At 70.5% G+C, this 21,890-nt stretch carries 25 protein-coding genes; 12 read left to right on the top strand and 13 right to left on the bottom strand.

Annotated features, from left to right (window positions below):
* Nucleotides 1-58 precede the first annotated feature (58 nt).
* From DEJ28_RS03645 to DEJ28_RS03630, 4 genes are all read left to right on the top strand, one after another.
* Nucleotides 59-997, top strand: a complete 939-nt coding sequence (locus DEJ28_RS03645) for an alpha/beta fold hydrolase (protein ID WP_111116729.1) — start codon at nt 59-61, stop codon at nt 995-997.
* Nucleotides 994-2,193, top strand: coding sequence for a sensor histidine kinase (locus DEJ28_RS03640; protein WP_146248900.1), 1,200 nt, complete (start codon nt 994-996; stop codon nt 2,191-2,193). Before DEJ28_RS03645 ends, DEJ28_RS03640 begins: the two co-directional genes overlap by 4 nt.
* On the top strand, nt 2,190-2,783 hold the full coding sequence (locus DEJ28_RS03635; protein WP_111116727.1) for a response regulator transcription factor: 594 nt from the start codon (nt 2,190-2,192) through the stop codon (nt 2,781-2,783). Before DEJ28_RS03640 ends, DEJ28_RS03635 begins: the two co-directional genes overlap by 4 nt.
* A gap of 121 nt (nt 2,784-2,904) precedes the next feature.
* Complete coding sequence (locus DEJ28_RS03630; protein WP_111116726.1) at nt 2,905-3,150, top strand: hypothetical protein; 246 nt, start codon at nt 2,905-2,907, stop codon at nt 3,148-3,150.
* 83 nt (nt 3,151-3,233) lie between these two features.
* Here DEJ28_RS03630 and DEJ28_RS03625 read toward each other — a convergent pair whose 3' ends face one another.
* The 5 genes from DEJ28_RS03625 to DEJ28_RS03605 form a co-directional block, all read right to left on the bottom strand.
* Nucleotides 3,234-4,145, bottom strand: coding sequence for a contact-dependent growth inhibition system immunity protein (locus DEJ28_RS03625; protein WP_146248899.1), 912 nt, complete (start codon nt 4,143-4,145; stop codon nt 3,234-3,236).
* A gap of 133 nt (nt 4,146-4,278) precedes the next feature.
* Nucleotides 4,279-4,893 (bottom strand): contact-dependent growth inhibition system immunity protein, encoded by a 615-nt coding sequence (locus DEJ28_RS03620; RefSeq protein WP_111116724.1) that lies wholly within the window; start codon nt 4,891-4,893, stop codon nt 4,279-4,281.
* Nucleotides 4,893-5,267 (bottom strand): contact-dependent growth inhibition system immunity protein, encoded by a 375-nt coding sequence (locus DEJ28_RS03615; protein WP_111116723.1) that lies wholly within the window; start codon nt 5,265-5,267, stop codon nt 4,893-4,895. The genes DEJ28_RS03620 and DEJ28_RS03615 overlap by 1 nt, the downstream gene beginning before the upstream one ends.
* The gene (locus tag DEJ28_RS03610; protein WP_146248898.1) at nt 5,260-5,517 is read right to left on the bottom strand and encodes an RNase A-like domain-containing protein; all 258 of its coding nucleotides are present in this window, start codon (nt 5,515-5,517) and stop codon (nt 5,260-5,262) included. Before DEJ28_RS03610 ends, DEJ28_RS03615 begins: the two co-directional genes overlap by 8 nt.
* A gap of 22 nt (nt 5,518-5,539) precedes the next feature.
* Nucleotides 5,540-6,121 (bottom strand): contact-dependent growth inhibition system immunity protein, encoded by a 582-nt coding sequence (locus DEJ28_RS03605; RefSeq protein ID WP_111116722.1) that lies wholly within the window; start codon nt 6,119-6,121, stop codon nt 5,540-5,542.
* A 78-nt stretch (nt 6,122-6,199) separates the two neighbouring features.
* Between DEJ28_RS03605 and pgm the strand changes: the two genes are divergently transcribed.
* Both pgm and DEJ28_RS03595 read left to right on the top strand, forming a co-directional pair.
* Nucleotides 6,200-7,819 (top strand): phosphoglucomutase (alpha-D-glucose-1,6-bisphosphate-dependent), encoded by a 1,620-nt coding sequence (pgm, locus tag DEJ28_RS03600; RefSeq protein WP_111116721.1) that lies wholly within the window; start codon nt 6,200-6,202, stop codon nt 7,817-7,819.
* A gap of 14 nt (nt 7,820-7,833) precedes the next feature.
* A complete protein-coding gene (locus DEJ28_RS03595) occupies nt 7,834-8,739 on the top strand; it encodes a DUF1444 domain-containing protein (protein WP_111116720.1) in 906 nt (301 codons plus the stop codon).
* Between the two features lie 73 nt (nt 8,740-8,812).
* Here DEJ28_RS03595 and DEJ28_RS03590 read toward each other — a convergent pair whose 3' ends face one another.
* Nucleotides 8,813-9,550, bottom strand: a complete 738-nt coding sequence (locus tag DEJ28_RS03590) for an alpha/beta hydrolase (RefSeq protein ID WP_111116719.1) — start codon at nt 9,548-9,550, stop codon at nt 8,813-8,815.
* 126 nt (nt 9,551-9,676) lie between these two features.
* Between DEJ28_RS03590 and DEJ28_RS03585 the strand changes: the two genes are divergently transcribed.
* Nucleotides 9,677-12,232, top strand: a complete 2,556-nt coding sequence (locus DEJ28_RS03585; RefSeq protein WP_111116718.1) for an MDR family MFS transporter — start codon at nt 9,677-9,679, stop codon at nt 12,230-12,232.
* Between the two features lie 40 nt (nt 12,233-12,272).
* On the opposite strand, the gene DEJ28_RS03580 is transcribed toward DEJ28_RS03585, so the two are convergent.
* Nucleotides 12,273-13,190, bottom strand: coding sequence for a DNA-methyltransferase (locus tag DEJ28_RS03580; protein WP_258368184.1), 918 nt, complete (start codon nt 13,188-13,190; stop codon nt 12,273-12,275).
* Between the two features lie 64 nt (nt 13,191-13,254).
* On the opposite strand from DEJ28_RS03580, the gene DEJ28_RS03575 reads away from it, so the two are divergent.
* Complete coding sequence (locus DEJ28_RS03575) at nt 13,255-13,539, top strand: GNAT family N-acetyltransferase (RefSeq protein ID WP_111116716.1); 285 nt, start codon at nt 13,255-13,257, stop codon at nt 13,537-13,539.
* A gap of 54 nt (nt 13,540-13,593) precedes the next feature.
* Here the strand turns inward: DEJ28_RS03575 and DEJ28_RS03570 are convergent, their stop codons facing one another.
* The 4 genes from DEJ28_RS03570 to DEJ28_RS03555 all read right to left on the bottom strand — a co-directional run bounded on the left by DEJ28_RS03570 (nt 13,594) and on the right by DEJ28_RS03555 (nt 17,159).
* Nucleotides 13,594-13,923: a hypothetical protein gene (locus tag DEJ28_RS03570; RefSeq protein WP_146248897.1), complete on the bottom strand. Its 330-nt coding sequence runs from the start codon at nt 13,921-13,923 to the stop codon at nt 13,594-13,596.
* A 189-nt stretch (nt 13,924-14,112) separates the two neighbouring features.
* On the bottom strand, nt 14,113-15,162 hold the full coding sequence (gene lplAB / locus DEJ28_RS03565; protein ID WP_111116714.1) for a lipoate-protein ligase LplAB: 1,050 nt from the start codon (nt 15,160-15,162) through the stop codon (nt 14,113-14,115).
* A gap of 87 nt (nt 15,163-15,249) precedes the next feature.
* Nucleotides 15,250-16,119, bottom strand: a complete 870-nt coding sequence (locus DEJ28_RS03560) for an alpha/beta hydrolase (protein WP_111116713.1) — start codon at nt 16,117-16,119, stop codon at nt 15,250-15,252.
* Nucleotides 16,120-16,406: 287 nt separating this feature from the next.
* On the bottom strand, nt 16,407-17,159 hold the full coding sequence (locus DEJ28_RS03555; RefSeq protein WP_111116712.1) for an SDR family NAD(P)-dependent oxidoreductase: 753 nt from the start codon (nt 17,157-17,159) through the stop codon (nt 16,407-16,409).
* A gap of 94 nt (nt 17,160-17,253) precedes the next feature.
* On the opposite strand from DEJ28_RS03555, the gene DEJ28_RS03550 reads away from it, so the two are divergent.
* Together DEJ28_RS03550 and DEJ28_RS03545 are read left to right on the top strand one after the other, a co-directional pair.
* Entirely contained in the window at nt 17,254-17,673 is a 420-nt protein-coding gene (locus tag DEJ28_RS03550) for a MarR family winged helix-turn-helix transcriptional regulator (RefSeq protein ID WP_181433802.1), read from the top strand.
* A 5-nt stretch (nt 17,674-17,678) separates the two neighbouring features.
* Nucleotides 17,679-19,016 (top strand): MFS transporter, encoded by a 1,338-nt coding sequence (locus DEJ28_RS03545; protein WP_502866963.1) that lies wholly within the window; start codon nt 17,679-17,681, stop codon nt 19,014-19,016.
* Between the two features lie 178 nt (nt 19,017-19,194).
* Here the strand turns inward: DEJ28_RS03545 and DEJ28_RS03540 are convergent, their stop codons facing one another.
* Nucleotides 19,195-20,091, bottom strand: a complete 897-nt coding sequence (locus DEJ28_RS03540; RefSeq protein ID WP_181433801.1) for an alpha-E domain-containing protein — start codon at nt 20,089-20,091, stop codon at nt 19,195-19,197.
* A 132-nt stretch (nt 20,092-20,223) separates the two neighbouring features.
* Between DEJ28_RS03540 and DEJ28_RS03535 the strand changes: the two genes are divergently transcribed.
* A complete protein-coding gene (locus DEJ28_RS03535; protein WP_258368183.1) occupies nt 20,224-20,739 on the top strand; it encodes a MarR family winged helix-turn-helix transcriptional regulator in 516 nt (171 codons plus the stop codon).
* 9 nt (nt 20,740-20,748) lie between these two features.
* Nucleotides 20,749-20,973, top strand: a complete 225-nt coding sequence (locus DEJ28_RS03530; protein ID WP_111116707.1) for a hypothetical protein — start codon at nt 20,749-20,751, stop codon at nt 20,971-20,973.
* Nucleotides 20,974-20,983: 10 nt separating this feature from the next.
* Here the strand turns inward: DEJ28_RS03530 and DEJ28_RS03525 are convergent, their stop codons facing one another.
* Nucleotides 20,984-21,826: an NAD(P)-dependent oxidoreductase gene (locus tag DEJ28_RS03525; protein ID WP_111116769.1), complete on the bottom strand. Its 843-nt coding sequence runs from the start codon at nt 21,824-21,826 to the stop codon at nt 20,984-20,986.
* Nucleotides 21,827-21,890 lie beyond the last annotated feature (64 nt).

Here is a 21,890-nt window from a genome sequence, read left to right as displayed (position 1 = left end):
TGACTGATCGGACGCCGCCGCGCACCCCGGCCGCGCGGCCAGATCCGGAACGAGCACCATGCGGAAGTCCCTGCGCATCACCCTGATCACCCTCGGCTCCCTGCTGGCGGTCCCCGTGCTCGCCCTCGCGACCACGTCCGTCGTCAACGTCGTCGCGACCCGGGCCGAGGCGTCGGAGATCGCCGACTACGGCGAGCGGGTACCGGTCGACGGCAAGGAGATGAACGTCGTCGTCCGCGGATCCGGTGCCGAGACGGTCGTGCTCCTCCCGGGGCTCGGGACGGCAGCCCCGGGACTCGACTTCGGTCCGCTCATCGCCCAGTTGGTGCGGACGTACCGGGTGGTCGCCGTCGAACCGTTCGGCACCGGGCTCAGCGACCAGACCGACGTCCCCCGCACCGCCGCGAACATCACCCGCGAGGTTCACGAGGCACTGCACCACCTCGGCGTCGACCGGTACGTGCTGATGGGCCACTCGGTCGCCGGCGTCTACGCGCTGCCGTACGTCGAGTCGTACCGCGACGAGGTGACGGCGTTCGTCGGCATCGACAGCAGCGTGCCGCGACAGTCGACCTGGGACGACCCGATCCCGACCGGCGCGATCGTCGCGCTCGACCGCCTCGGCCTGCTGCGCGTGGCGAACGCGTCGACGCCGGACACGTACGGCGCCGCGTACAGCGCGGCGACGAAGCGGCAGATGCAGCTCCTCTCCGCGAAGAACGGTGCCGCCCCCACGATCATCGACGAGATGGCACGGGCGCCGGAGAACTTCCGGTCCGTCGAGGACTCGACGTTCCCGGCGGACCTGCCCGTCCTGCTGTTCGTCCGGACGAACGACAACCAGGTGCCGAACTGGGTGCGGCTGCACGAGCGCCAGGCCGCGAGCGTCGAACACGGGCGGGTCGTCGGACTCGTCGGCGACCACTACCTGCACCACACGCTGTCGGAGCGGATCGCCAGGGACACGGTCGCCACCCTCGCTACCCTGGGCGAGTGACGCACCCCGGGCACGCGCGGCCCCGCGCCGACACCGATGTCCGGGTGGTGCGCTGGTCCTCGATCACGTCGCTCTGGGCCGTCGTCCTGGTGGGCGGTGCCGTGCAGGTGCTCGTCGGCACGGACAGTCCCGCCTCGGCGCGGACCCCCGCCCTCGTGGCGCTCACCGTCGTCGCGGTGGCGGCAGCGTCGGCCGCGATCCCGCTCCTGCTCCGGCCCGCCAGGGAAGCGGCACCCCTGCACCCCAGCGTGCTCGCTCTGGTCCTGACGTCGGTCGCCGTCTGGGTCGTGTCGCTCGTCCCGTCGTCGGACGGACCGGGCTGGGCGTTCACGATGGCCATCGCCGGCGGCACCCTCGGGTGTCTCCTGCACGGGTGGGGGCGGGTCGTCACGCTCGCCATCACGATCGTCCTGCTCGTGGGCGGGGCCGATGCGGACGCCCCACCAGGGGAGCTGGTCCTCGTCGGCACCCTCGCACTGTTCACGCTGATGCCGCTCAGTGTCGTCTGGATCCACCGGGTGGTCCTCCGCCTCGAGGCAGCTCGGCGCACCGCGTCCGACCTCGCCGTCGCCGAGGAACGACTGCGGTTCGCCACCGACCTGCACGACATCCAGGGCCACCACCTGCAGGTGATCGCGTTGAAGAGCGAACTCGCCGAGCGGCTGCTCGTCGCCGACCCCGAACGTGCTCGTGCCGAACTCGACGACATCCGATCGGTGGCGAAGGCGGCGCTCGAGGACACCCGTGCACTGGTCAACGACTACCGGACCGTCACCGTCGCGGTCGAGGTCCGGAACGCCGCAGCCGTGCTCCGCTCCGCCGGCATCGACTGCGCCGAACGGATCGAGACCGACGGCATGCCGGACGCGGTCGGCGCGGTGTTCGCCGTCGCGATCCGCGAGGCGGCGACGAACATGCTCCGGCACAGCCGGGCGGGCACTGCCGCGATCGAGCTCGTGCGGGTCGGGGATGCCTTCCAGCTGACCGTCACGAACGACGCCGCACGCGCGTCCGACCACCACGCCGGGACCGGCATCGCGGGGTTGACGCAGCGCGTGTCGGCACTCGGTGGCACGGTCGATGCTCGCCGCCTGGGCGATCGGTTCGCCCTCGTCGTCCGGATCCCGGTCCCGGCCGGGGCGCCGGCGCCGGCAGCGTCGAAGTCGCCGTCGCCGTCGCCGGCGGTTCCGGCATGATCCGGATCGTCATCGCCGACGACGAGGAGCTCATCCGTGGCGCCCTGGTCGCCCTGCTGGGTCTCGAGCCCGACATCGAGGTCGTCGCCGACGTCGCGGACGGTCGATCGGCGGTCACCGCGGCGCTGACCCACCAACCGGACGTCGTGCTGCTCGACCTCGAGATGCCCGTGCTCGACGGCATCGAGGCCGCGCGTGCACTGTCCGCGATGCCCACCGTCATCGTCACCCGTCACGCGCGTCCCGGGACCCTCAAGCGCTCCCTCGCCGTCGGCGTCCGCGGGTTCGTGCCGAAGTCGACGCCCGCCGCGCGGTTGGCGGCGATCATCCGCAGCGTGGCCGCGGGCGAGCGCTACGTCGACGCCGGACTCGCCGCAGCCGCCCTCACCGAGGACGAGAGCCCGCTGACTCCGCGGGAGGCCGACGTCCTCCGGCTCACCCGCGACGGCCTCGCGACGAAGCAGATCGCCCGTGCGCTCGCACTCGCGCACGGCACGGTGCGGAACCACCTGTCGTCCGCGATCACGAAGCTGCACTGCGACTCCCGGGTCTCAGCGGCGGCGGTGGCCGCAGACCGCGGATGGATCTGAATTGCCCCACCTTGTTTTGTGTGATGCAAAAGAAGGAGGTACGCTGGGAACATCAAGCCGACGGCGTCGCGGTCGCCGGCCTGGTGACCGGGGACCCTCGGCACGACGACGAGGAGCACCCATGCAGAACCGTCAGAACCCCCTGGGCGGCGCCTACGTGACCGGCCTCGAAGCGCGCGACGAGCTCGGCGGCTACGCGGTCAACGCCGCGTGGCGTCCGATCGGCACCTACACCGGCACCGGCATCGGCCGCGCACTCGGTCGGTTCGTCGACACGCAGTTCCGGCGCCCGAGCACCGCAACGTCCTCCACGCGCACCGTGACCGGATCGCTGCGCACGGCGACCGGCTCGTTCCGCACGGCCTGACGCGCCGTTCCCTCAGACCGCGAGCGGTCGTCCACCCGGGGTTTCCCCCCTTTCACCCCGGGCTGGACGGCCGCTCGCTCCTGTCAGCCGCGCTTCCGCTCGGGACGGTCGAACCGCGCTCCGCTGCGCTCGCTGTCCTGCACGTTCCACACGAGCAGCAGGAACGGGCCGACGACGGGTGCGAGTTGCACCAGCATCGACCAGCCGCTTCGCCCCGTGTCGTGGAGACGTCTCACTTGCAGCGTGATGTTGGGGATGGCGGTGACTGCGATCCAGGCGAGGAAACCGATCAGGACCGGCGTGCGGATCTCGTCGGGAACGGCGCCGACCAGCCCCAACAGCACCACGCAGACGAGGCCCCAGAGGAATCGAGCCCACCAGAACTCCGCACGGCTCGCCCGACCGTCAACCGATGCGGCGTTCACCACGAACCGCTTGACGGCGACCACGGGGTCCGCCCCGGGCATCGGCCTCGGGTCCCGCACCCATCCGGCTTCGCCGACGACCGCCGACGGCACCGGGGCGAGTGCGACCGCGTCACGCTCGAGGCTTCGCAGGACCCACCCGAGCCACGACCGATCCGTGGAGTTGTCCTCAGCCGCGTCGTAGTTGCAGTCGAGGGCCACCAGACAGGCCGCGAGCGCCTCGTCATCGAGCTCGAGCACGGCACGGACGTCGTTCGCCAGAGCATCGACCTCCGTAAGACGCGCATGCGTGGAGAAGTGCGCCATCGCCTCGACCGGCGACAGGTTGCCATCCGTCCGCGTCCGGTTGCAGTAGGCCCCCACGAAGTCGTCGAGCGCCGGGAACTGCCCGCCGGCACCGACGTCGAGCGACGGGTAGACCGCCTGCACCGTGTGCTGCCAGGGGTCGCCCGCGCTCACCGTCAGGACCACACGAACGGCATTGAGACCGATCTCCTCCCCGAACGGCGTGCCGACACCGACAGCACCGAGGAGCTCGGGTCGGTAGGTCAGACGGAGCGGCTTCACCATGCCCCGGCTCGACCATGAGTCGAACCGTGCTTCGTCAGCGTGGATGGCGGCATGCGCGAACGAGCGAACGGTCGCGTCGTCGACGGTGAACCGTGCCGCACCTGTCCGTAGCTGCCATGTCCCCGTCACGCCGTCAGACACCGTCGTTCCCGTTCTCGGCCCCGGAGAGGTGACGATGCAGCCGCTCACCGACGCTCCGCAACCACTGACGGTCGTCGAGGCCGTCCTCAGCCGGGACGTAGTTGCAGTCGAGTTCGATCAGGCGACCCGCGAGGGAAGCCTCGTCCGGAAGAATCGCGTCGAGGTCGCGGACGTTCTCCAGGAGCATGCGCAGTGCCTCGTCCGACGCAACTGCGACGTGATCCTCCAGGGCCTGCTCGGCGGAGTACGGCTCCTCCGCCCAGTCCTGGTGGAAGTACGACCCGACGAATGCGTCGAAGCCGTGGAAGTTCTGCGCGGTGATGCTCGCGACGGCGGGGTACGCGGTGAACACGGTGTAGCCCGACGGATTGTCGGGCGCTCGCGTCAGCACGACTCGCACGCCTTCCAGGTCTTGGGGTTCCGAGAAGGGATTGCCGCGACCAGTGACGCCACCCTGCACCGCGTAGATCCGCAGCGGCCGGACTGCCCCTGCCGCCACCCATCGACGGATGCGCTCGTGGTTGAAGTCGAGCGCGTACGCCACCGCTTCGTTCGCTCGTTCGACGTTCGGGAAGTAGGACTCCCCTGTCCGGACAGCGTGAGCCATCAGACCGCTCCACCCAACTGACCGTGCTCTTCGGACTCTGCCTTCAACACGACGTTCCGCCGGGCACGATCCCGAACGTCGATCAGCCATGAACGGGCCGATCTACCAGTGTCAGCGAGGGGATCGAGACCCGAATCAACGTACGTGAAGAAGGCGTCCGCCAAGGGCTCTGTTCCAAGCACGCTCAAGAGATAGTCGAGTTCCGTTCGCAGCTCTTCGTTGTCTGCCAGGGAAGCATCGTCGAGGTCTTGCACGAGCACCGCCTCCACATCCGGCCAGTCGAGTCGCCAATCGAAGTTGAACTCCGCTCCGAGCAGCGACGTCATCTTCGGTGCGCGTCGGACCACATCTCGGTAGAAATCCTCGTCAATCATGGAGCACCTCTCGCGGGTAACTGGTCAGAATCGAGTATGGAGGGTCGCCATCGGGATCGAACTTCAGAACAACTCGCACGACGGACGCATCCCGGATCGGAGGAACACGACCGTCAACGAATCTCCGGCCGACGACCTGATCGGCCGACCAGTCGAATGCCTCGGTTTGTTTGCCCTTCGGCCCCAGCCGCTTCGAATCGATCCAGTCCTGGATTTCTTTGTGGTTGAAGTCCAAGGTGTTGGCGATCAACCGGTCTACCGCCGGAACCGGTTCACTGACCTTCGAGACGGTTCATTCGCGCCTGCACACGCGCGCGGAGCATTCGGAGCCACTCTCTGGGTTCCTGGTTGGCATCGAGCTGTGGGGAGAACCCGGACGCGTTCACGGAGATGAATCTCAACACATCCGCATCGGTGTGCAAGTGTTCGATCAGCAGTGCTGAGTCAGCGTCGAGCTGTGGTATCTGCTGGGAGGGTGCGTGATCGATTGCGGTTCGCCAAACGTCCTCCGCAGAGTCCCAGTCGTCTTTCCAGTCTTGGTGAAAGGCGCCACTCAAGATCGAGGAGATCACTGGTGTTTGGGCTCTCAGGAATTTGATGTCCATGTCCATGTCCATCCTCAAGGAATCGGGTCGGGCCTCGTGCTCGATCGTGAGGTCGACGTGCAGCCGGGCGCCGCCCGGTCCGCGGTCGGCGTCGTCGGGGCGTTCCGGCGCCCACCGGAAGCCGTGCGCGGCGAGCAGGTGCAGCGCGGCCCACGACACCACCGCTCCGCGCGCGGTGTGCAGCGTCGCGCCGTCACCCGCCTGCACGGCGTCGAGCAGCGCCGCGTCCGCGCGGATCGTGTCCCCCATCCGTCGACCATACCGCCGTTCGTCAACATGTCGCATACGACGGGAACGTCCGAGGGGCAGGGGTGCCAGGATGGACGCATGAACGACCGCGCCGGCACCCCCGCGACCGCAGACGACCTCGTCGACCTCGACGCCCTCATCGCCGCCTACCACGAGCGCGTCCCGGACGTGTCCGTTCCCGAGCAGAAGGTCGTGTTCGGCACCTCGGGGCACCGCGGCTCGTCGCTCGACTCCGCGTTCAACGACACCCACATCGCCGCCATCACACAGGCGATCGTCGAGTACCGGCAGTCGCAGGGCACGGACGGCCCGCTGTTCATCGGCCGTGACACCCACGCCCTGTCCGGCCCCGCCGAGCGCACCGCGCTCGAGGTCCTGGCGGCACACGGCGTGCACGTCCTCGCTGACAGCGAGAACGGCTACGTCCCGACGCCTGCGCTGAGCCACGCGATCATCGCCTACAACCGCGCGGGTCACCCGGACACCGCCGACGGCATCGTCATCACGCCGAGCCACAACCCGCCCCGCGACGGCGGCTTCAAGTACAACCCGCCGCACGGTGGGCCCGCGGACAGCGACGCGACGTCGTGGATCGCCGACCGGGCGAACGCCATCATCCAGGGCGGCAACGCCGAGGTGCAGCGCACGGAGCAGGCGACGCCGGACCGCTACGACTTCCTCGGCGCGTACGTCGCCGACCTCGAGAACATCATCGACATCGACGCGATCAAGCGTGCCGGCGTGAAGATCGGCGCCGACCCGCTCGGTGGCGCGTCGCTCCCCTACTGGAACCGCATCCGCGACCACTACGGCCTCGACCTCACCGTCGTGAACCCGGACGTCGACCCGACCTGGTCGTTCATGACGCTCGACTGGGACGGCAAGATCCGGATGGACCCGTCGAGCCCGAGCGCGATGGCGTCCGTCGTCGCGCGGAAGGACGAGTACGACGTCCTGACCGGCAACGACGCCGACTCGGACCGCCACGGCATCGTCACGCCCGACGGCGGCCTGATGAACCCGAACCACTACCTCGCGGTGGCGATCGAGTACCTGTACGCGCACCGCCCGGCCTGGCGCGACGACGCCGCGATCGGCAAGACCCTGGTGTCGTCGAGCATCATCGACAAGGTCGCCGAGTCGCTCGGTCGTCGCCTGTGGGAGGTCCCGGTCGGCTTCAAGTGGTTCGTGCCCGGTCTCATCGACGGCTCGGTGGCGTTCGGCGGCGAGGAGTCCGCGGGCGCGTCGTTCCTCCGCAAGGACGGCACTGCGTGGACGACCGACAAGGACGGCATCATCCTGGCGCTCCTGGCGTCGGAGATCATCGCGGTGACGGGCAAGACCCCGTCGCAGCTGTACGACGAGCTCACCGAGCGCTTCGGCGACCCGGTCTACCAGCGGGTGGACGCGGCGGCGAGCAAGGACCAGAAGGCGCGGCTCGGCAAGCTCGACGGCGACGCGATCACGGCCGAGACCCTGGCGGGCGACCCGATCACGGCGAAGCTGTCGAAGGCGCCCGGCAACGACGCGGCGGTCGGCGGTGTGAAGGTCGTCACCGACAAGGCCTGGTTCGCGGCTCGTCCGTCCGGCACCGAGGACGTCTACAAGATCTACGCGGAGAGCTTCGTCGGGCAGGAGCACCTCGAACAGGTGCAGCGCGAAGCCAAGGAGATCGTGGACGCCGCCCTCGGCGCCTGACACCGCCCTCGCGCATGGGATGGTTCGGACGGAAGAAGCCCGACGTCGAGGCCCCGAGCCTCGTCGTGCTCGCGCAGCGCGCCCTCGCCGAGCGCGGCATGGAGACGACGGTCCAGGGGCCGGCGGGTGAGCTGCACGAGGCACGCCTGATCGGCTCCGACGGCCGGGTGTTCCTGCTCGAGAACCTCGCCTCGCAGGTCCGCGGCGAGACGCCGGCGGTGCAGGCCGACATCATCGCGGAGCACTTCGACCGGATGATCGAGGCGTACAGCGAACCGCCGGTCGAGGAACTCAGCCCCGACGAACTCCGCGGGCGCGTCCGCCTGCGCGTGCTCGCCGCCGACAGCGGTGGACCGTCGGACCCGACCGACCTGTCGTACGCGCGGCCGTTCGCACCCGGACTCGTCCTCGGGCTCTGCGTCGACTACCCGACGATGGTCACGACGATCTCGGCGCCGTCGCTCGACCGGTTGTCGCTCGGCGTCGACGAACTGTTCGCGATCGGGCAGCTCAACACCGACTCCGAGCCGGTCGACGAGCACACCGAGCTCGCACCGGGCGTCTTCGTCGTCGAGGGCGAGTCGCTCTTCGTCGCGTCGAAGGCCGTCAACCTGCCCGCCGTGTTCGGGTCCGCTCCCTTCGGCACCGTGTTCGCGGTCCCGCACCGGCACCTCCTGCTCGCCGCGCCGCTCCGGGGCGCCGACGGCATCAGCGCGGTGCAGACCCTCGCGGGGATGCTCGTGCAGGTGCTCACCGATTCTGATCGCGGACTGCCCGGCGGGCCGCTCAGCCCCCTCTTGTTCTTCTCGCGGAACGGGCAGGTCAGCGCGGTCTCCGGTTTCGACGAGGAGACCGGTGCGATGCGCATCGAGGTGGACGAGCGGTTCCAGCAGGCGCTGGAGGAGGCCGCAGCCGCCTGACGGACGCACCCCGCGCCTCCAGTCCGCCAAGTCCTGCGGGTGCCACGGAACCGGCCTGGAGGCGCGGATCGCCTCAGTCCGTCAGCACCCGCTGGTACCGCAGCCAGTTCTCGCAGAGCCGCGTCCACTGCGACGTGTGCGGCTCGCGCACCGCGGTGCCGAGACCGTGCCGACCGTGCGGGAAGACGTGCACCTCGACGTCGACCTCGTTCCGGACGAGCGCGTCCGCGTAGGCGAGCGTGTTCGTGGCACGGACGATCCGGTCGTCGGCCGTCGTCCACACGAACGTCGGCGGCGTGCGGGCGTCGACCCGGGTCTCCATCGACAGCTCCCGGCGCTCCCGCCAACTCGGCGCGTCCCCGAGCAGGCCCACGAGGGGTCGCGGGCGGGTCGGGGCTTCCATGCTGATCACCGGGTAGTTGAGGACGCAGAACGCGGGACGGTCGAGCGCGGGGTCGTCGATCCCGTTCGCCAGGCACGCGGCGAGGTGTCCGCCGGCGCTCGAGCCGACGACCCCGATGCGCTCGGTGTCCACCGTCACCCCGGCCCCGGGCGCTCCGTCGCGGAGCCACGCGAACACCCGCCGGGTCGCGTCGATCGGTGCGGGGTGCAGCGGCCCGTCGAGGTCCGGCGTCCGGAGCGGGTACCGGAACAGGGCGGCGTGCACCCCGACGCCGGCGAACCAGTCCGCCATCGGTTCGGAGCTCGCCCGTCCGTGTTCCTCGTACCCGCCACCGGGCAGCACGATGACGGCGGGCCGGGAACCCGGCAGTGCACTCGGGCGTACTGTGACGGCGTCGGGCGTGCTCATGACGGCGACCCTACTGATCCGCCGCCGGTGCTGCCGATCCACTCAGGAACCCGCTCCGACACGAACGTCCACCTTGCGGCAGTTGTAACTTTGCAGCCAGCGCAAAGTTTTCGGGAGATCCTGCACATGACCCAGACCGCGACCGCACCCGCGGCTCCGACGACCTCGTCGAACGCCGTGATGAACCACCGGCAGATCCTGCTGGTGATCTACGGCCTGATGGCCGGCATGTTCCTCGGCGCCCTCGACCAGACCATCGTCGGTACGGCGATCCGCACCATCGGCGACGACCTGCACGGGCTCGACCAGCAGGCATGGGTGACGACGGGCTACCTCATCGCCTCGACGATCACCACGCCGATCTACGGCAAGCTGTCGGACATCTTCGGCCGACGCCCGCTGTTCCTCACCGCGATCGGCATCTTCATCGTCGGGTCGTTCGCCGCGTCGTTCTCGACGTCGATGCTCATGCTCGCCGGGTTCCGCGCCCTGCAGGGTCTCGGCGCCGGTGGCCTGATGTCCCTGCCGCTCGCGATCATGGGCGACATGCTCGCTCCCCGTCAGCGCGCGAAGTACCAGGGCTACTTCCTCGCCGTCTTCGGCATCTCGAGCGTCATCGGCCCGCTCGTCGGCGGTGTGTTCGCCGGGTCGGGCGAGCTGCTGTTCATCTCCGGCTGGCGCTGGGTCTTCCTGATCAACGTGCCGATCGGCATCATCGCGTTGTTCATGGTGCTGACGTTCCTGCACCTGCCGAAGTTCGGCGACCGCGGCAAGCCCCGCATCGACTGGTGGGGGGCGACCCTCGTCATCGTCACGCTCGTCCCGCTGCTCCTCATCGCCGAGCAGGGCCGCGAGTGGGGGTGGAGCTCCGCGGGCGCCTTCGCCTGCTACGGCATCGGCGCCGCCGGGCTCATCGCGTTCATCCTCGTCGAACGCGCCATGCAGGACGACGCGATCCTGCCGCTGAAGCTCTTCGGCTCGCGGGTGTTCTCGATGTCCGCGGTGCTGTCCGTCCTGGTCGGTTTCGGCATGTTCGGCGCGATGCTGACCATCCCGCTCTACCTGCAGATCGTGAAGGGCGTCACCCCGACCGAGTCCGGGTTCGCGATGCTGCCGATGGTGCTCGGCCTGATGATCTCCTCGATCGCGTCGGGCCAGATCATCTCCCGGACCGGCAACTACCAGGTCTTCCCGATCACCGGCACGGCGTTCACCGCCATCGGCTTCACCGTCCTCACGTTCCTGACCGCCGACCGTCCGCTCTGGTTCCTCATGCTCGGCATGTTCGGCATCGGCCTCGGGCTCGGGCAGCTCATGCAGACCCTGACCCTGGCGGCGCAGAACTCCGTCAGCCCGCGGGACATCGGTGTCGCGACCAGTGCGGCCACGTTCTTCCGCCAGATCGGCGGCACCATGGGCACGGCCGTGCTGCTGTCCGTGCTGTTCACGCTCATGCCGACGAACATCACGACCGCGATGCAGAACGAGAGCGACCTCAAGCCCGCCCTCAACGCGGCGCTCACCCCGTCGGTCGCGAACGCGTCCGACAACAAGGGCGTGATGAACCAGATCTGGGACAAGATCGTCGACCCGGTGAAGCAGAACGTCCAGGACGGCCTCAACAAGGGCGCCGTGCAGGCCAAGGAGGCCGCGGACGCCGCCGTGACGAAGCAGGTCACCGCGGCGGTCCAGCAGCAGGTCGCCGCCGGCCGGGTCCCCGCCGCCTCGGCCCCCGCGGTCATCGCGCAGCAGGTCGCCGCGGCGAAGCCCGCCGCCGAGCAGCAGGCGCTCGAGGCCGCGGCGGCGAAGGCCAACGCCGACGTCGTCGACGGCACGCTCCAGGTCGACTACTCGAACGCCGACCAGCGCTCGAACGTCGTCGACGAGGTCGCTCCGACGCTCGTCAAGCAGCTCAAGAGCGGTGACTCGAGTGCGAACTCGTCGTCCAGCTCGGCGACGAGCGACACGTCGTTCCTCAACGGGGCCGACAAGCGTCTCACCCGACCGTTCCTCGTCGGCTTCAGCGACTCCGCCGTCGTCGTCTACTGGGTCGGCCTCGCCGTGATCCTGCTCGCGTTCGTCCTCACCTGGTTCTTCCGGGTGCCGCCGCTCCGCAAGGTCTCCGCCCTGCAGGAGCAGGCGAACGCCGCCAAGGACGACGCCGACCGGCTGTCCGTCGAGGCGCAGTCGGCTGCGGCCGGCACCGGCTCGCTCGTCTCGCCGGACACCGGCTCGACGGCGGTCGCGCCGACCTCGCCGGACGTGGCGTCGCAGCCCCGTCCAGCCGGTTCCGCCGTCGGGACGACCGGGCCTGGAGGCACGGCCTCCCCCGCCACGACCGCACCGTCCGGCGCGTCCCCCGCTCCGGCGACGGGGGCTGCCAGCACGGCGTCGACCGGCGACACCCGTGCACCGCTCCCGAACGCGACCACGCACGGCGCGCACTCGGCGGCCGCACCGGTCGACGAGCCGCCGGTGACCACCGGCGCCATCCGCACCCGGGCCGCGCACGCTGCGGCGGTGACGGATCCGGCCGCGGACGCTGCGGCGGTGACGGTGACGGATCCGACCGCGGACGCTGCGGCTGCCGAGACCACGGGCGTGACCCCGGCCGACGGGGCGGACCCAAGCCGCGCCTCCAGGCCGGACGAGCACGCGCACGGCCGCCACTCGGCCGAGTAGCCGACCACCCGTCGAGACCCAGTCCGTTCACCCGCCTGCGTCAGACCGCGGAGGCGGCGGGCGGTTCCACGACCTCGAACGACGCCGCGGGGAGCCGCTTCCGCATCACGTCGACCGCGACGGGGTTGTCGTCCACCAGGACGAACCGCCGGCCGAGCGCCTGGGCGACCGCACCCGTCGTGCCGCTGCCGGCGAAGAAGTCGAGGACCCAGTCGCCCTCGCGTGAGGACGCCTGGACGATCCGCCGCAGCACACCCTCGGGTTTCTGCGTCGGGTAGCCCGTCTTCTCGCGGCCGGTCGGCGACACGATCGTGTGCCACCACACGTCGGTCGGGAGCTTGCCGCGCTCCCGCTTCTCGGCGGTGACCAGGCCGGGAGCCATGTACGGCTCGCGGTCGACGGCAGCGGAGTCGAACCAGTAGCGCGACGGGTCCTTCACGTACACGAGGATCGTGTCGTGCTTCGTCGGCCAGCGTGACCGCGACTTCGCGCCGAAGTCGTACGCCCAGACGATCTCGTTGAGGAACGCGTCCCGGCCGAACAGTGCGTCGAGCAGGACCTTCGCGTAGTGGGACTCGCGGTAGTCGAGGTGCAGGTAGAGGGTGCCGTCCGCGGCGAGGAGCCGCCACGCCTCGAGCAGCCGGGGCTCGAGGAACGACCAGTAGTCGTCGAAGCGGTCGTCGAAACGCATGAGGTCGCCGCGGATCCGCTCGTACGTGCGCCCGCGGAAGCCGGTGACGCGGGTCTCGGGGCGGGCTCGGGGCGCCGCGGGTGGCGACTCGCTCAGGTCGTCCGTGGTCGCGACCGCCGCGCTCGCGTGCCGGCGCTGGTACCGGCCGGTGTTGAACGGCGGATCGAGGTAGACCAGCGTGAACGACCCGTCGGCGAGGGTGGGGAGCACATCGAGGTTGTCGCCGAGGACCACCCGGTCCGGGCCACGATCGTCTCCGCGCTGCACGCGTCCATTCTGGTGCACGCCGTCGCACAGCCTGCCCTGCGGCCGCGGGGGTATCTTCGCCGCCATGGCAGCACCCGAGGTCCGCAACGACACCGACAAGCAGCAGTACTCCCTCGTCGAGGACGGCGAGGTGATCGGCTTCGCGGCGTACGAGGTCGGCGGCGACGAGATCCGCTTCGTGCACACCGAGGTCGATCCGGCACACCGTGGGGGCGGGCACGCGTCGATCCTCGTCGAGCACGCGCTCGACGACGTCCGATCGCGCTCGCTGCGCGTCGTGCCGCAGTGCAGCTACGTCGCGGCGTGGCTCGAGCGGCACCCGGACTACCAGGAGCTCACGACCCGCTGACGCGAGCGGGCGTCAGTCGGCGGCCGTCAGTAGCCGCGCGTCAGCCGGCGGCCGTCAGTAGCTGCGGTCGTGCGTGCCGGCGCGCGCTTCGTGCCGGCCGGCGCCGCGCACCGCCGGGACCCTGATGAGCACGGTCCCGCTGAGCAGGTCGTGGTCGTCGTCTGCCGGTGTCGGGGCCTCCTTCGGGAGGCGCGACTGCCGTTCGTACGCCGCTTGCGTCTCGTGACGGGTCGGCGCGAAGACCTCGTCCATCATCGAGATCACGCCGCCGGATCCGCCGCTGCGTGTGGACTTGTTCGACAGGTCGATCCACCCCACGCGATCGGCGATCCACATCACGACGGCCGCGGCGGCCACCGCCCCCAGGAGGATCAACCAGTTCACGCTGACGAGGCTACGTCGGGCCGTCGGGGTCGACATCAGCCGCGCGGGGGATTCTCGTGATCCGCACATGTGGTTCTTCAGGACGATGTCCACACTGGATGTGCGGCCGCTCGGGACCCCCTCCCCGGGCGGCCGACCACGTTCCCGACGCTCGGCCGACCACGTTCCTGACGCTCGGCCGCTCCCCGCTCAGGGGACGCGCTCGAGCCACTCCTGCGTCTGGAACTTCGTCCGCACGAGCTCCTGCGCCCGGGCACGCTCGGCCTCGGTCACGTGCCCCTCGTGCGCCCCGTAGAGCCGGGTGAAGGTGCCGATGAGCCGGTCGATGATCTCCGCGCGGGTCAGGCCGGTCTGCGAACGCAGCGGATCGACGCGCTTCGCGGCACTGGTCGTCCCCTTGTCGCTCATCTTCTCGCGTCCGATGCGCAGGATCTGCACCATCTTCTCGCCGTCCATGTCGTAGCTCATGGTGGCGTGGTGGAGCAGTGCCCCGGTACCGAGGCGCTTCTGGGCGGCGCCGCCGATCTTGCCCTTGGTCGAGGTGATGTCGTTGAGCGGCTGGTAGTACGCCTCGATGCCGAGCGACTTCAGCGCCTCGATCACCCACTCGTCGAGGTAGGCGTACGAGTCGGCGAAGGTCATGCCCTGCACGAGGTCGGTCGGGACGTAGAGCGAGTACGAGATGACGGCGCCGGCGTCCATGAACATCGCGCCGCCGCCGGAGATCCGTCGGACGACCTCGACGCCGAACTTCGCCGCGCCGTCCGGGTCGACCTCGTTCTTGAGGGACTGGAACGACCCGATGACGACGGCCGGCTGGTTCCACTCCCAGATGCGCAGGGTCGGGCCGCGGCGACCGGCACCGACCTCTTCCGTCAGGACCTGGTCGAGCGCGAGGTGCTCGTTCGGGCTGATCGGCCCCTCGTGGACGATCTCCCAGTCGTACTCGCGCCAGGTCGAGGCGCGGGACAGCGCCCGGCGGACGGCGACTCCCACGGACTCGGGGGTGAAGCCGAGCAGCACGGCGTCCGCCGGCAGCGCGGCACGGACCGCGGCGGCGATGCCCGCGGCGTCCGTCGTCGCCGGCTGGCCGTTGACGGCCTGGTCGATGAGCGGGAGCGCGTCGTCGGGTTCGAGGAAGAAGTCCCCCGCCAGTCGGAACTCCTGGATGACGCCGTCGACGACCTCGAGGTCGACGACGACCAGCTTGCCCCCGGGGACCTTGTACTCACCGTGCATGGGGCAACCCTATTCCGGACTGCAGCGGTGACGGCCGGAGGCGCGTGGCGGCGCCGCCACGCGCCTCCAGGCTGTGGGGTGGTCGCGTCAGCGCGACGTGACCCGGTCGAGCCACCCGACCAGGTCGGCGACGACCTCGGCGCGGTTGGTCTCGTTGTAGACCTCGTGCCGGGCTCCCTCGTACACCCGCACCGAGACGTCGGTGAGTCCGCCCCGACGCCGGTAGGCCTGCGCGAGCCGTTCGACGGACCGGGGGCCGCCGAGGGGGTCCTCCGACCCGACCTGCAGCAGCATCGGCAGGTCGTGCGGGATGCCGCGCCGCGGGACCCCGAGGAGGCGCAGCGTGTCCGCGAGCCCGAAGAGCCCGATGACGTCGGCCTCGACCGCGAGGGGGTCCACCGACATCGCCTCGATGATCGACCGGTCACGGGTGAGCCACTCGAACTTCGTCGGCCCGGACCCCGCGTGCCGGGCGTTGAGGTCGCCGCTGTTCATCCACCCGGGCAGCCGGTACGCGGTCGCGGAGAGCACCACGCCGTCGTACGACTCCGACGAGGTGTTCACGATCCGCTGCGCCATGAGCGAGCCCCACGAGTGTCCGACGAGCACGAGCGGGACGCCGGGGGTGTCCGCGCGCGCGACCGCCGTCATCTGCTCCACGGCTGCGATCGCTGCGCGGAGCCCACCGGGTCCGAGGCGTCCGAGCTTGCTGTGGTCGCCGTCCCACTGCCCGAGGCCGGTGCGACCGTGCCCACGGTGGTCGTTGACGTGGACGGTGTACCCGGCGCGGACGAGGTCCTGCGCGAGCGGCTCGTACCGGAGCCCGTGCTCGCCCACCCCGTGCGCGATCTGCACGATGCCCTTCGGCCGCGCCGCACGCCAGGTCGAGTAGACGATCTCGACGCCGTGGGCATCGGTGAACGAGGCGTCGCCTCGTGCTGCGGAGAAGGTGGGCACGGCTCGATCCTCCCAGATCCGCGTGTGCGCGCGCCTGCGCGGCGGGCGGGCGCCGGCGCTGTGCTTCGTGAGCAGCGATGGCAATGGACTGGAGGCGCGACCCACGTGAGCAGGTCGGCTCGCGCGATCCGCGCCTCCAGTCCGGACGTTCCTGCCCATCGCACGCGCAGTAGGAAGCCGAATCGCGCATAGGAGGCAGGAATTTCCGTCCTCCTACGAGCGATTCCGCTTCCTACGCGCGGAACGACCCCCTACGCGCGGAACGACCCTCTACGCGCGGAACGGCCCTAGTGGGCGCTGTAGCCGCCGTCGACCAGGTGGTAGCTGCCGCTGATGAACGAGGCCTTGTCGCTCAGCAGGAACAGCACGAGCGCGGCGACCTCGGCGTCGGTGCCGAGACGCTTCGCGGCGTGCTCGGACTCGAGCGCCGACAGTGCCTCGGCGGACAGCGACGCCCGGACGAGCGGGGTGTCGATGAAGCCCGGGCCGACCGCGTTCGTGCGGACGCCCTGGGCGGTGTACTCCAGCGCGGCGACCTTCGTGAGGCCCACGAGCGCGTGCTTCGAGGCGACGTACGCGGCGTTCTGCGCGATGCCGACCGAGCCGAGCACGGACGACATGTTCACGATCGCGCCACCACCGGAGGCGAGCATCGCGGGGATCTCGTACCGGAGGCCGTAGAACACACCGTCGAGGTCGACCGCACGGACACGGTCCCACGCGGCGATGTCATACTCGCCGATGGGCTGCGGTGCGGCGCCGATGCCGGCGTTGTTCACGGCGAGGTGGAGTGCCCCGTAGGTGTCGACCGCGAACTGCACGGCCCGCTCGTTGTCGGCGGCGAGGGCCGAGTTCGCCTCGAACGCGACGGCGGTGCCTCCCACTGCCTCGATCTCCGACACGACGCGCTGTGCGGCGTCCAGCTTGATGTCGGTCGCGACGACCTTCGCGCCCGCGGCGGCGAGCTCCTTCGCGATGGACTCCCCGATACCGCTGCCACCACCGGTGACGATGGCGACCTTGCCCTCGAACTCGGACATGTTCTCCTTCTCTCTTGGCAACACCTGTTGTCTAAGCGCAGACTACACCCGCAAACTGGTTCGTTCGCTGAGCTAATCAGTTAGACTGGTGATCGTGAACGACGTCTCCCTCTCGACCGACCTGCGGATCGCGGTGAACCGGCTGTCCCGGACCCTCCGCGGGCAGAAAGCCGACACCACGGTCACCGACGCGCAGTTCTCCGCCCTCGCCCGCCTGCACCGCGACGGATCGATGTCCCTCGCCGACCTCAGCCGGCAGGACGGCGTCACCCCGCCCTCGATGACGAAGACCGTCGCCGTGCTCCTCGAGCGTGGACTGGTCTCGAAGGACGGACACGGCGACGACCGCCGCAAGGTGCTCCTCGGAGCCACCCCGGCCGGCGCCGCCTTCGTCGAGGAGACCCGTCGCCGTCGGGACGGCTGGCTCACCCCGCGCCTCGCCGACCTCACCGAGGCCGAGCGCCAGACCCTCGCCGACGCCACCGAGATCATGAGGAGGCTGGCCCAGCAGTGACCGCCATGTTCCGCTCCCTGTCGACCCACAACTACCGCATCTGGTTCGCCGGAGCCCTCGTCTCCAACGTCGGTACCTGGATGCAGCGCACCGCCCAGGACTGGATCGTCCTCACCAAGCTCTCCGACAACGACGCGATCGCGGTCGGCATCACGATGGCGCTGCAGTTCGGCCCGCAGCTCCTGCTCCTCCCCCTCACCGGCCTCGCCGCCGACCGGTTCGACCGGCGCAAGATGCTCATGCTCACGCAGGGGCTGATGGGCGCACTCGGGCTCGGCCTCGGGATCCTGGTGCTCACCGACACCGCGACGATCTGGTCCCTCTACGGGTTCGCCCTCGCGCTCGGCATCGTCGCCGCGTTCGACACCCCGATCCGGCAGACCTTCGTCTCCGACGTCGTGCAGGGGGAGAACGTCGCCAACGCCGTGGCGCTCAACTCCGCGTCGTTCAACGCCGCACGGCTCGTCGGCCCCGCGGTCGCCGGCGTCCTCATCGCCGCGATCGGCTCCGGCTGGGTGTTCGTCATCAACGCGGCCTCGTTCCTGGCCGTCCTCATCGCGCTGCGCTTCGTCGACCCGTCCCAGCTCGCCGACCGGATCCGGGCGAAACGCGGCAAGGGGCAGATCCTCGCCGGGATCCACTACGTGCGGACCCGGCCCGACATCATCGTCGTGCTCTGCATGATCTTCGTCGTCGGCACGTTCGGCGTGAACTTCCCGATCTTCACCTCGACGATGGCCCGGGTCGAGTTCCACAAGGGCGCGGGCGAGTTCGGTCTGCTCAACTCGGTGATGGCGATCGGTTCGGTCGCCGGCGCACTGCTCTCCGCGCGGCGGGACCGCCCCCGGATGCGCACCCTCGTGATCGCCTCCGCCGGCTTCGGGATCGCCTGCGCCGCAGCCGCCGTCGCCCCGACGTACTGGACCTTCGCGATCGTCCTGGTGTTCGTCGGGCTCGCGTCCCTGACCTTCATGACGACGGCCAACGCCCTGGTGCAGACCACGACGAAGCCCGCGATGCGTGGCCGCGTGATGGCGCTGTACATGGCGATCTTCGCCGGCGGCACCCCCATCGGCGCCCCGATCGTCGGAGCCGTCGCCGACGCCTGGGGCCCGCGATGGGCCATCGGCGTCGGCGCGACCTCCGGGTTCGTGGCGCTCGCGATCGCCCTCGTCTGGCTCATCCGCCACGAGCGGTTCCGGGTGCGGTACGACGCGGACACCCGGCTCCACCTGGCGATCACGCACGCGATGCCGGTGGTCGGGACGCGCGCCTCGCGCGCGGCACTCCGGCACGACCTGGAACGTGACGAGGCGGTCGCCAACCGCTCCAGCGCCGTCTGACTGGGCCACCCACCGGGCCTGGAGGCACGTGGCGGCCCCGCACCGCGCCTCCGGTCCGCCCGTCGGTCGCGTCGCACCGCGGACGGGTCGCGTCCCACCGCGGACGGGTCGCGTCCCACCGCGGACGGGTCGCGTCCCACCGCGGACGGGTCGCGTCCGACCGCGGATGGGTCGCGTCCTACCGCGCCGGCTCGGTCTCCGCGAAGACGCGCTCGTCGAGCGCCGCGACGACCCGGTCGGCCGCGACCGCGAGCCGCTGGCCCGCGGTACGTGCCACGAGGAGCGCGGTGTCCTCCGAGACCGCCTCGAGGTCCTCCCGCGTCGCCGCGAACGCGCGCACCTCGTCCTCGATGCAGGACGGCGCGACGTCGGCGAGGCACTCGTCCGTGCGGCGCGCGAGGAACCGGAGCGACCGGGGACTGTGCTCGTCGAGGAGCAGGAACGCGGCGGCGTCCTCGGGGCCGAGCGTGTGGTGGTCACGACCGCGCTGGAACGCCTCGCCGGCCCCGCACGCCCGGAGCGCCGTGGCCCACGACGACCCGGACTCCGGGTCGAGCAACCCCGAGGCGAGCAGCCGAGCGGTCGCAGCACACCGCTGCAGCGACCGACCGAGGGTGAAGAACTCCCACACCTCGTCGCGGCTCGCATCGGCTTCGACGACCCCGATGGCCAGGGCGCTGCGCTCCCGGACCCACCCGAGGAACTCGTGCGCCCGATCGGCCGACACCTTGCGCGGCATCCGGGAGCGGGTGACGTTGAGGCAGTCCCAGAGCTCGGTCGAGACGACGTCACGAGCACGCCGGGCGTTGTCCCGCGCGACCGCCACGGCCGACGCGATCGAGGCGGGGTCGTGCCGGTCGAGCGCGATCGAGTCGATGGTCGACGCCCGGTCCGGGTCGTTCGCCGGACCGGCCGCACCGACGACGGAGCGGAGCTCGGCTGCGACCGCCCGGTCCTGGTCCACACCGGCCGGTTCACCCCGCGCGACGTAGACGTCGAGCATCCGGGCGACGACGTCGGTGCGTTCGACGGCGTTCCCGACGTGGAAGACGCTCCCCGCGAGTCGGCTCAGCACGTCGGCTCCTGCATGTCGTGAACCTACTGACCGGGGATTGCCGGAGTGTTTCGTCGCCGCGTCACGGGTGTTGCAGTCGGCCGATCCACGCACTCGCTAGACAAACTAACTAGAGCCTCTAGCATTGTCGACATGACTTCCGAGGTGATGAGCAGTGCCACGGGATACTGGTACGACGGGGAATCCCGGGTCGACTCGGTGGACGTCCTCAACGCCCTCCGCCGGTACCGGACCTCCGAGAGCTCCGCACAACGCCGGGCCCGCGAGTCGCTCGGCATCGGTGAGAACGCCCTCCTCGCGCTCCGCGTGCTCCTCGACGCCGAGAAGGCCGGACGCACGGTCAACGCGAAGGACCTCGCCGAGGAGCTCGAGATCACCGCGGCGTCGACCTCCGCACTCGTCGATCGACTCGTCCGCAGCGGGCACGTCGAGCGCCACGCGGACCCGAACGACCGCCGCGGCGTGATCCTCACTGCGACCGGTGCGTCGATGCGCGACGTGATGCGGGTCCTCGACCAGCTCGACTCCCGCGCGATCGAGGCGACTGAGAGCCTCTCGGGCGACGAGATGGCGGTGATCGTCGCGTTCCTCGACCAGATGGTCCGAGCGGTCGACGACGTGGACTCCCGTCACGGACGTTCCGCGTAGCCTGCTCCCATGGCAGGAACGGGTCCGCACGGTCACACGCCCGCACCGCACGACCCCGAGGACGACATGCCCCTCGCGGAACTCGATGCACGGGCCCGGGCGGACGCAGCACTCCGGCGCATCCACGCGGGCGCCGACCCCGCGCGTGAGGCGTTCGACCTCGCCAACACGATGAACGACGAGACCGTCGGACGGCTGACGAACGCGGTCCGACGGTTGTTCCGGCGCCGGTAGCCGGGCGTCGCTAGAACGCGGTCCCGACCGCCGCGATGTCGTCGCCACCGTGCCCTGCCGCGCTGGCGTCCGCGTACACCCGGCCGAGCGCCTCGAGCAGGACCGTCGAGACCCCCTCGCTCCGTGCTGCGTCGGTGATGAGCCCGATGTCCTTGCGGAGGCCGTCGAGGGCGAACTGCGCCGGGAACTCCCCCGCGATCATCGACTTGCCCTTGGTGTGCGCGTACGCCGAGTCGCTCGCACTGCCCTCGATCGCCTGCAGGAACAGTGCCGGGTCGAGGCCGAGCGCCGCCGCGAGGGCGAGGGACTGCCCGGTCGCCGCGGTGATCGACGCGATCCAGGCGTTGGCCGCGAGCTTGAGCGCCGTGCCCGCACCGACTTCGTCGCCCGCACGGACCGTCTTCGCACCGATCGCGTCGAGCACGGGGTCGATCCGGTCGAGGACGTCGGACGGTCCCGCGGCGAGCATCGTCAGCTTCCCCTGCTCCGCCGGCGCCTTCGTGCCGAGCATCATCGCCTCGACGAGCGTGATGCCGTACTTGCCTGCGAGCTGCACGACGGTCTCGGTGCCGGCGACCCCGATCGTCGAGGCCTGCACCCACACGGCGTCCGTCGGGGCGTCACCCGCCGCCGCCTCGAGCACGTCCAGCACGGCCTCGGTGTCGAACAGGGTGAGCAGGACGACCTCGGCGTCGGCGACCGCTGCGGCCGGATCAACGGCGACGGTCGCGCCGTGTTCGCCGAGCGGGGCGGCCCGGTCGGCGCTCCGGTTCCACACCGTCACCTCGTGGCCCTCGCGGAGCAGCGACCCCGCCACCCCGGCCCCCATCGCCCCGGTTCCCAGTACCGTCACCCGCACGTGCGTCTCCGTCTCCCGAGCAGCACCGTGCCGCTCCGCCGACGACGCTACGCGCCCG

It is taken from the genome of Curtobacterium sp. MCPF17_002, assembly GCF_003234115.2.
Classification (GTDB): Bacteria; Actinomycetota; Actinomycetes; order Actinomycetales; family Microbacteriaceae; genus Curtobacterium.
Note: the sequence above shows the minus strand (reverse complement) of the source record. Positions and strands in the feature narration are given on the sequence as shown.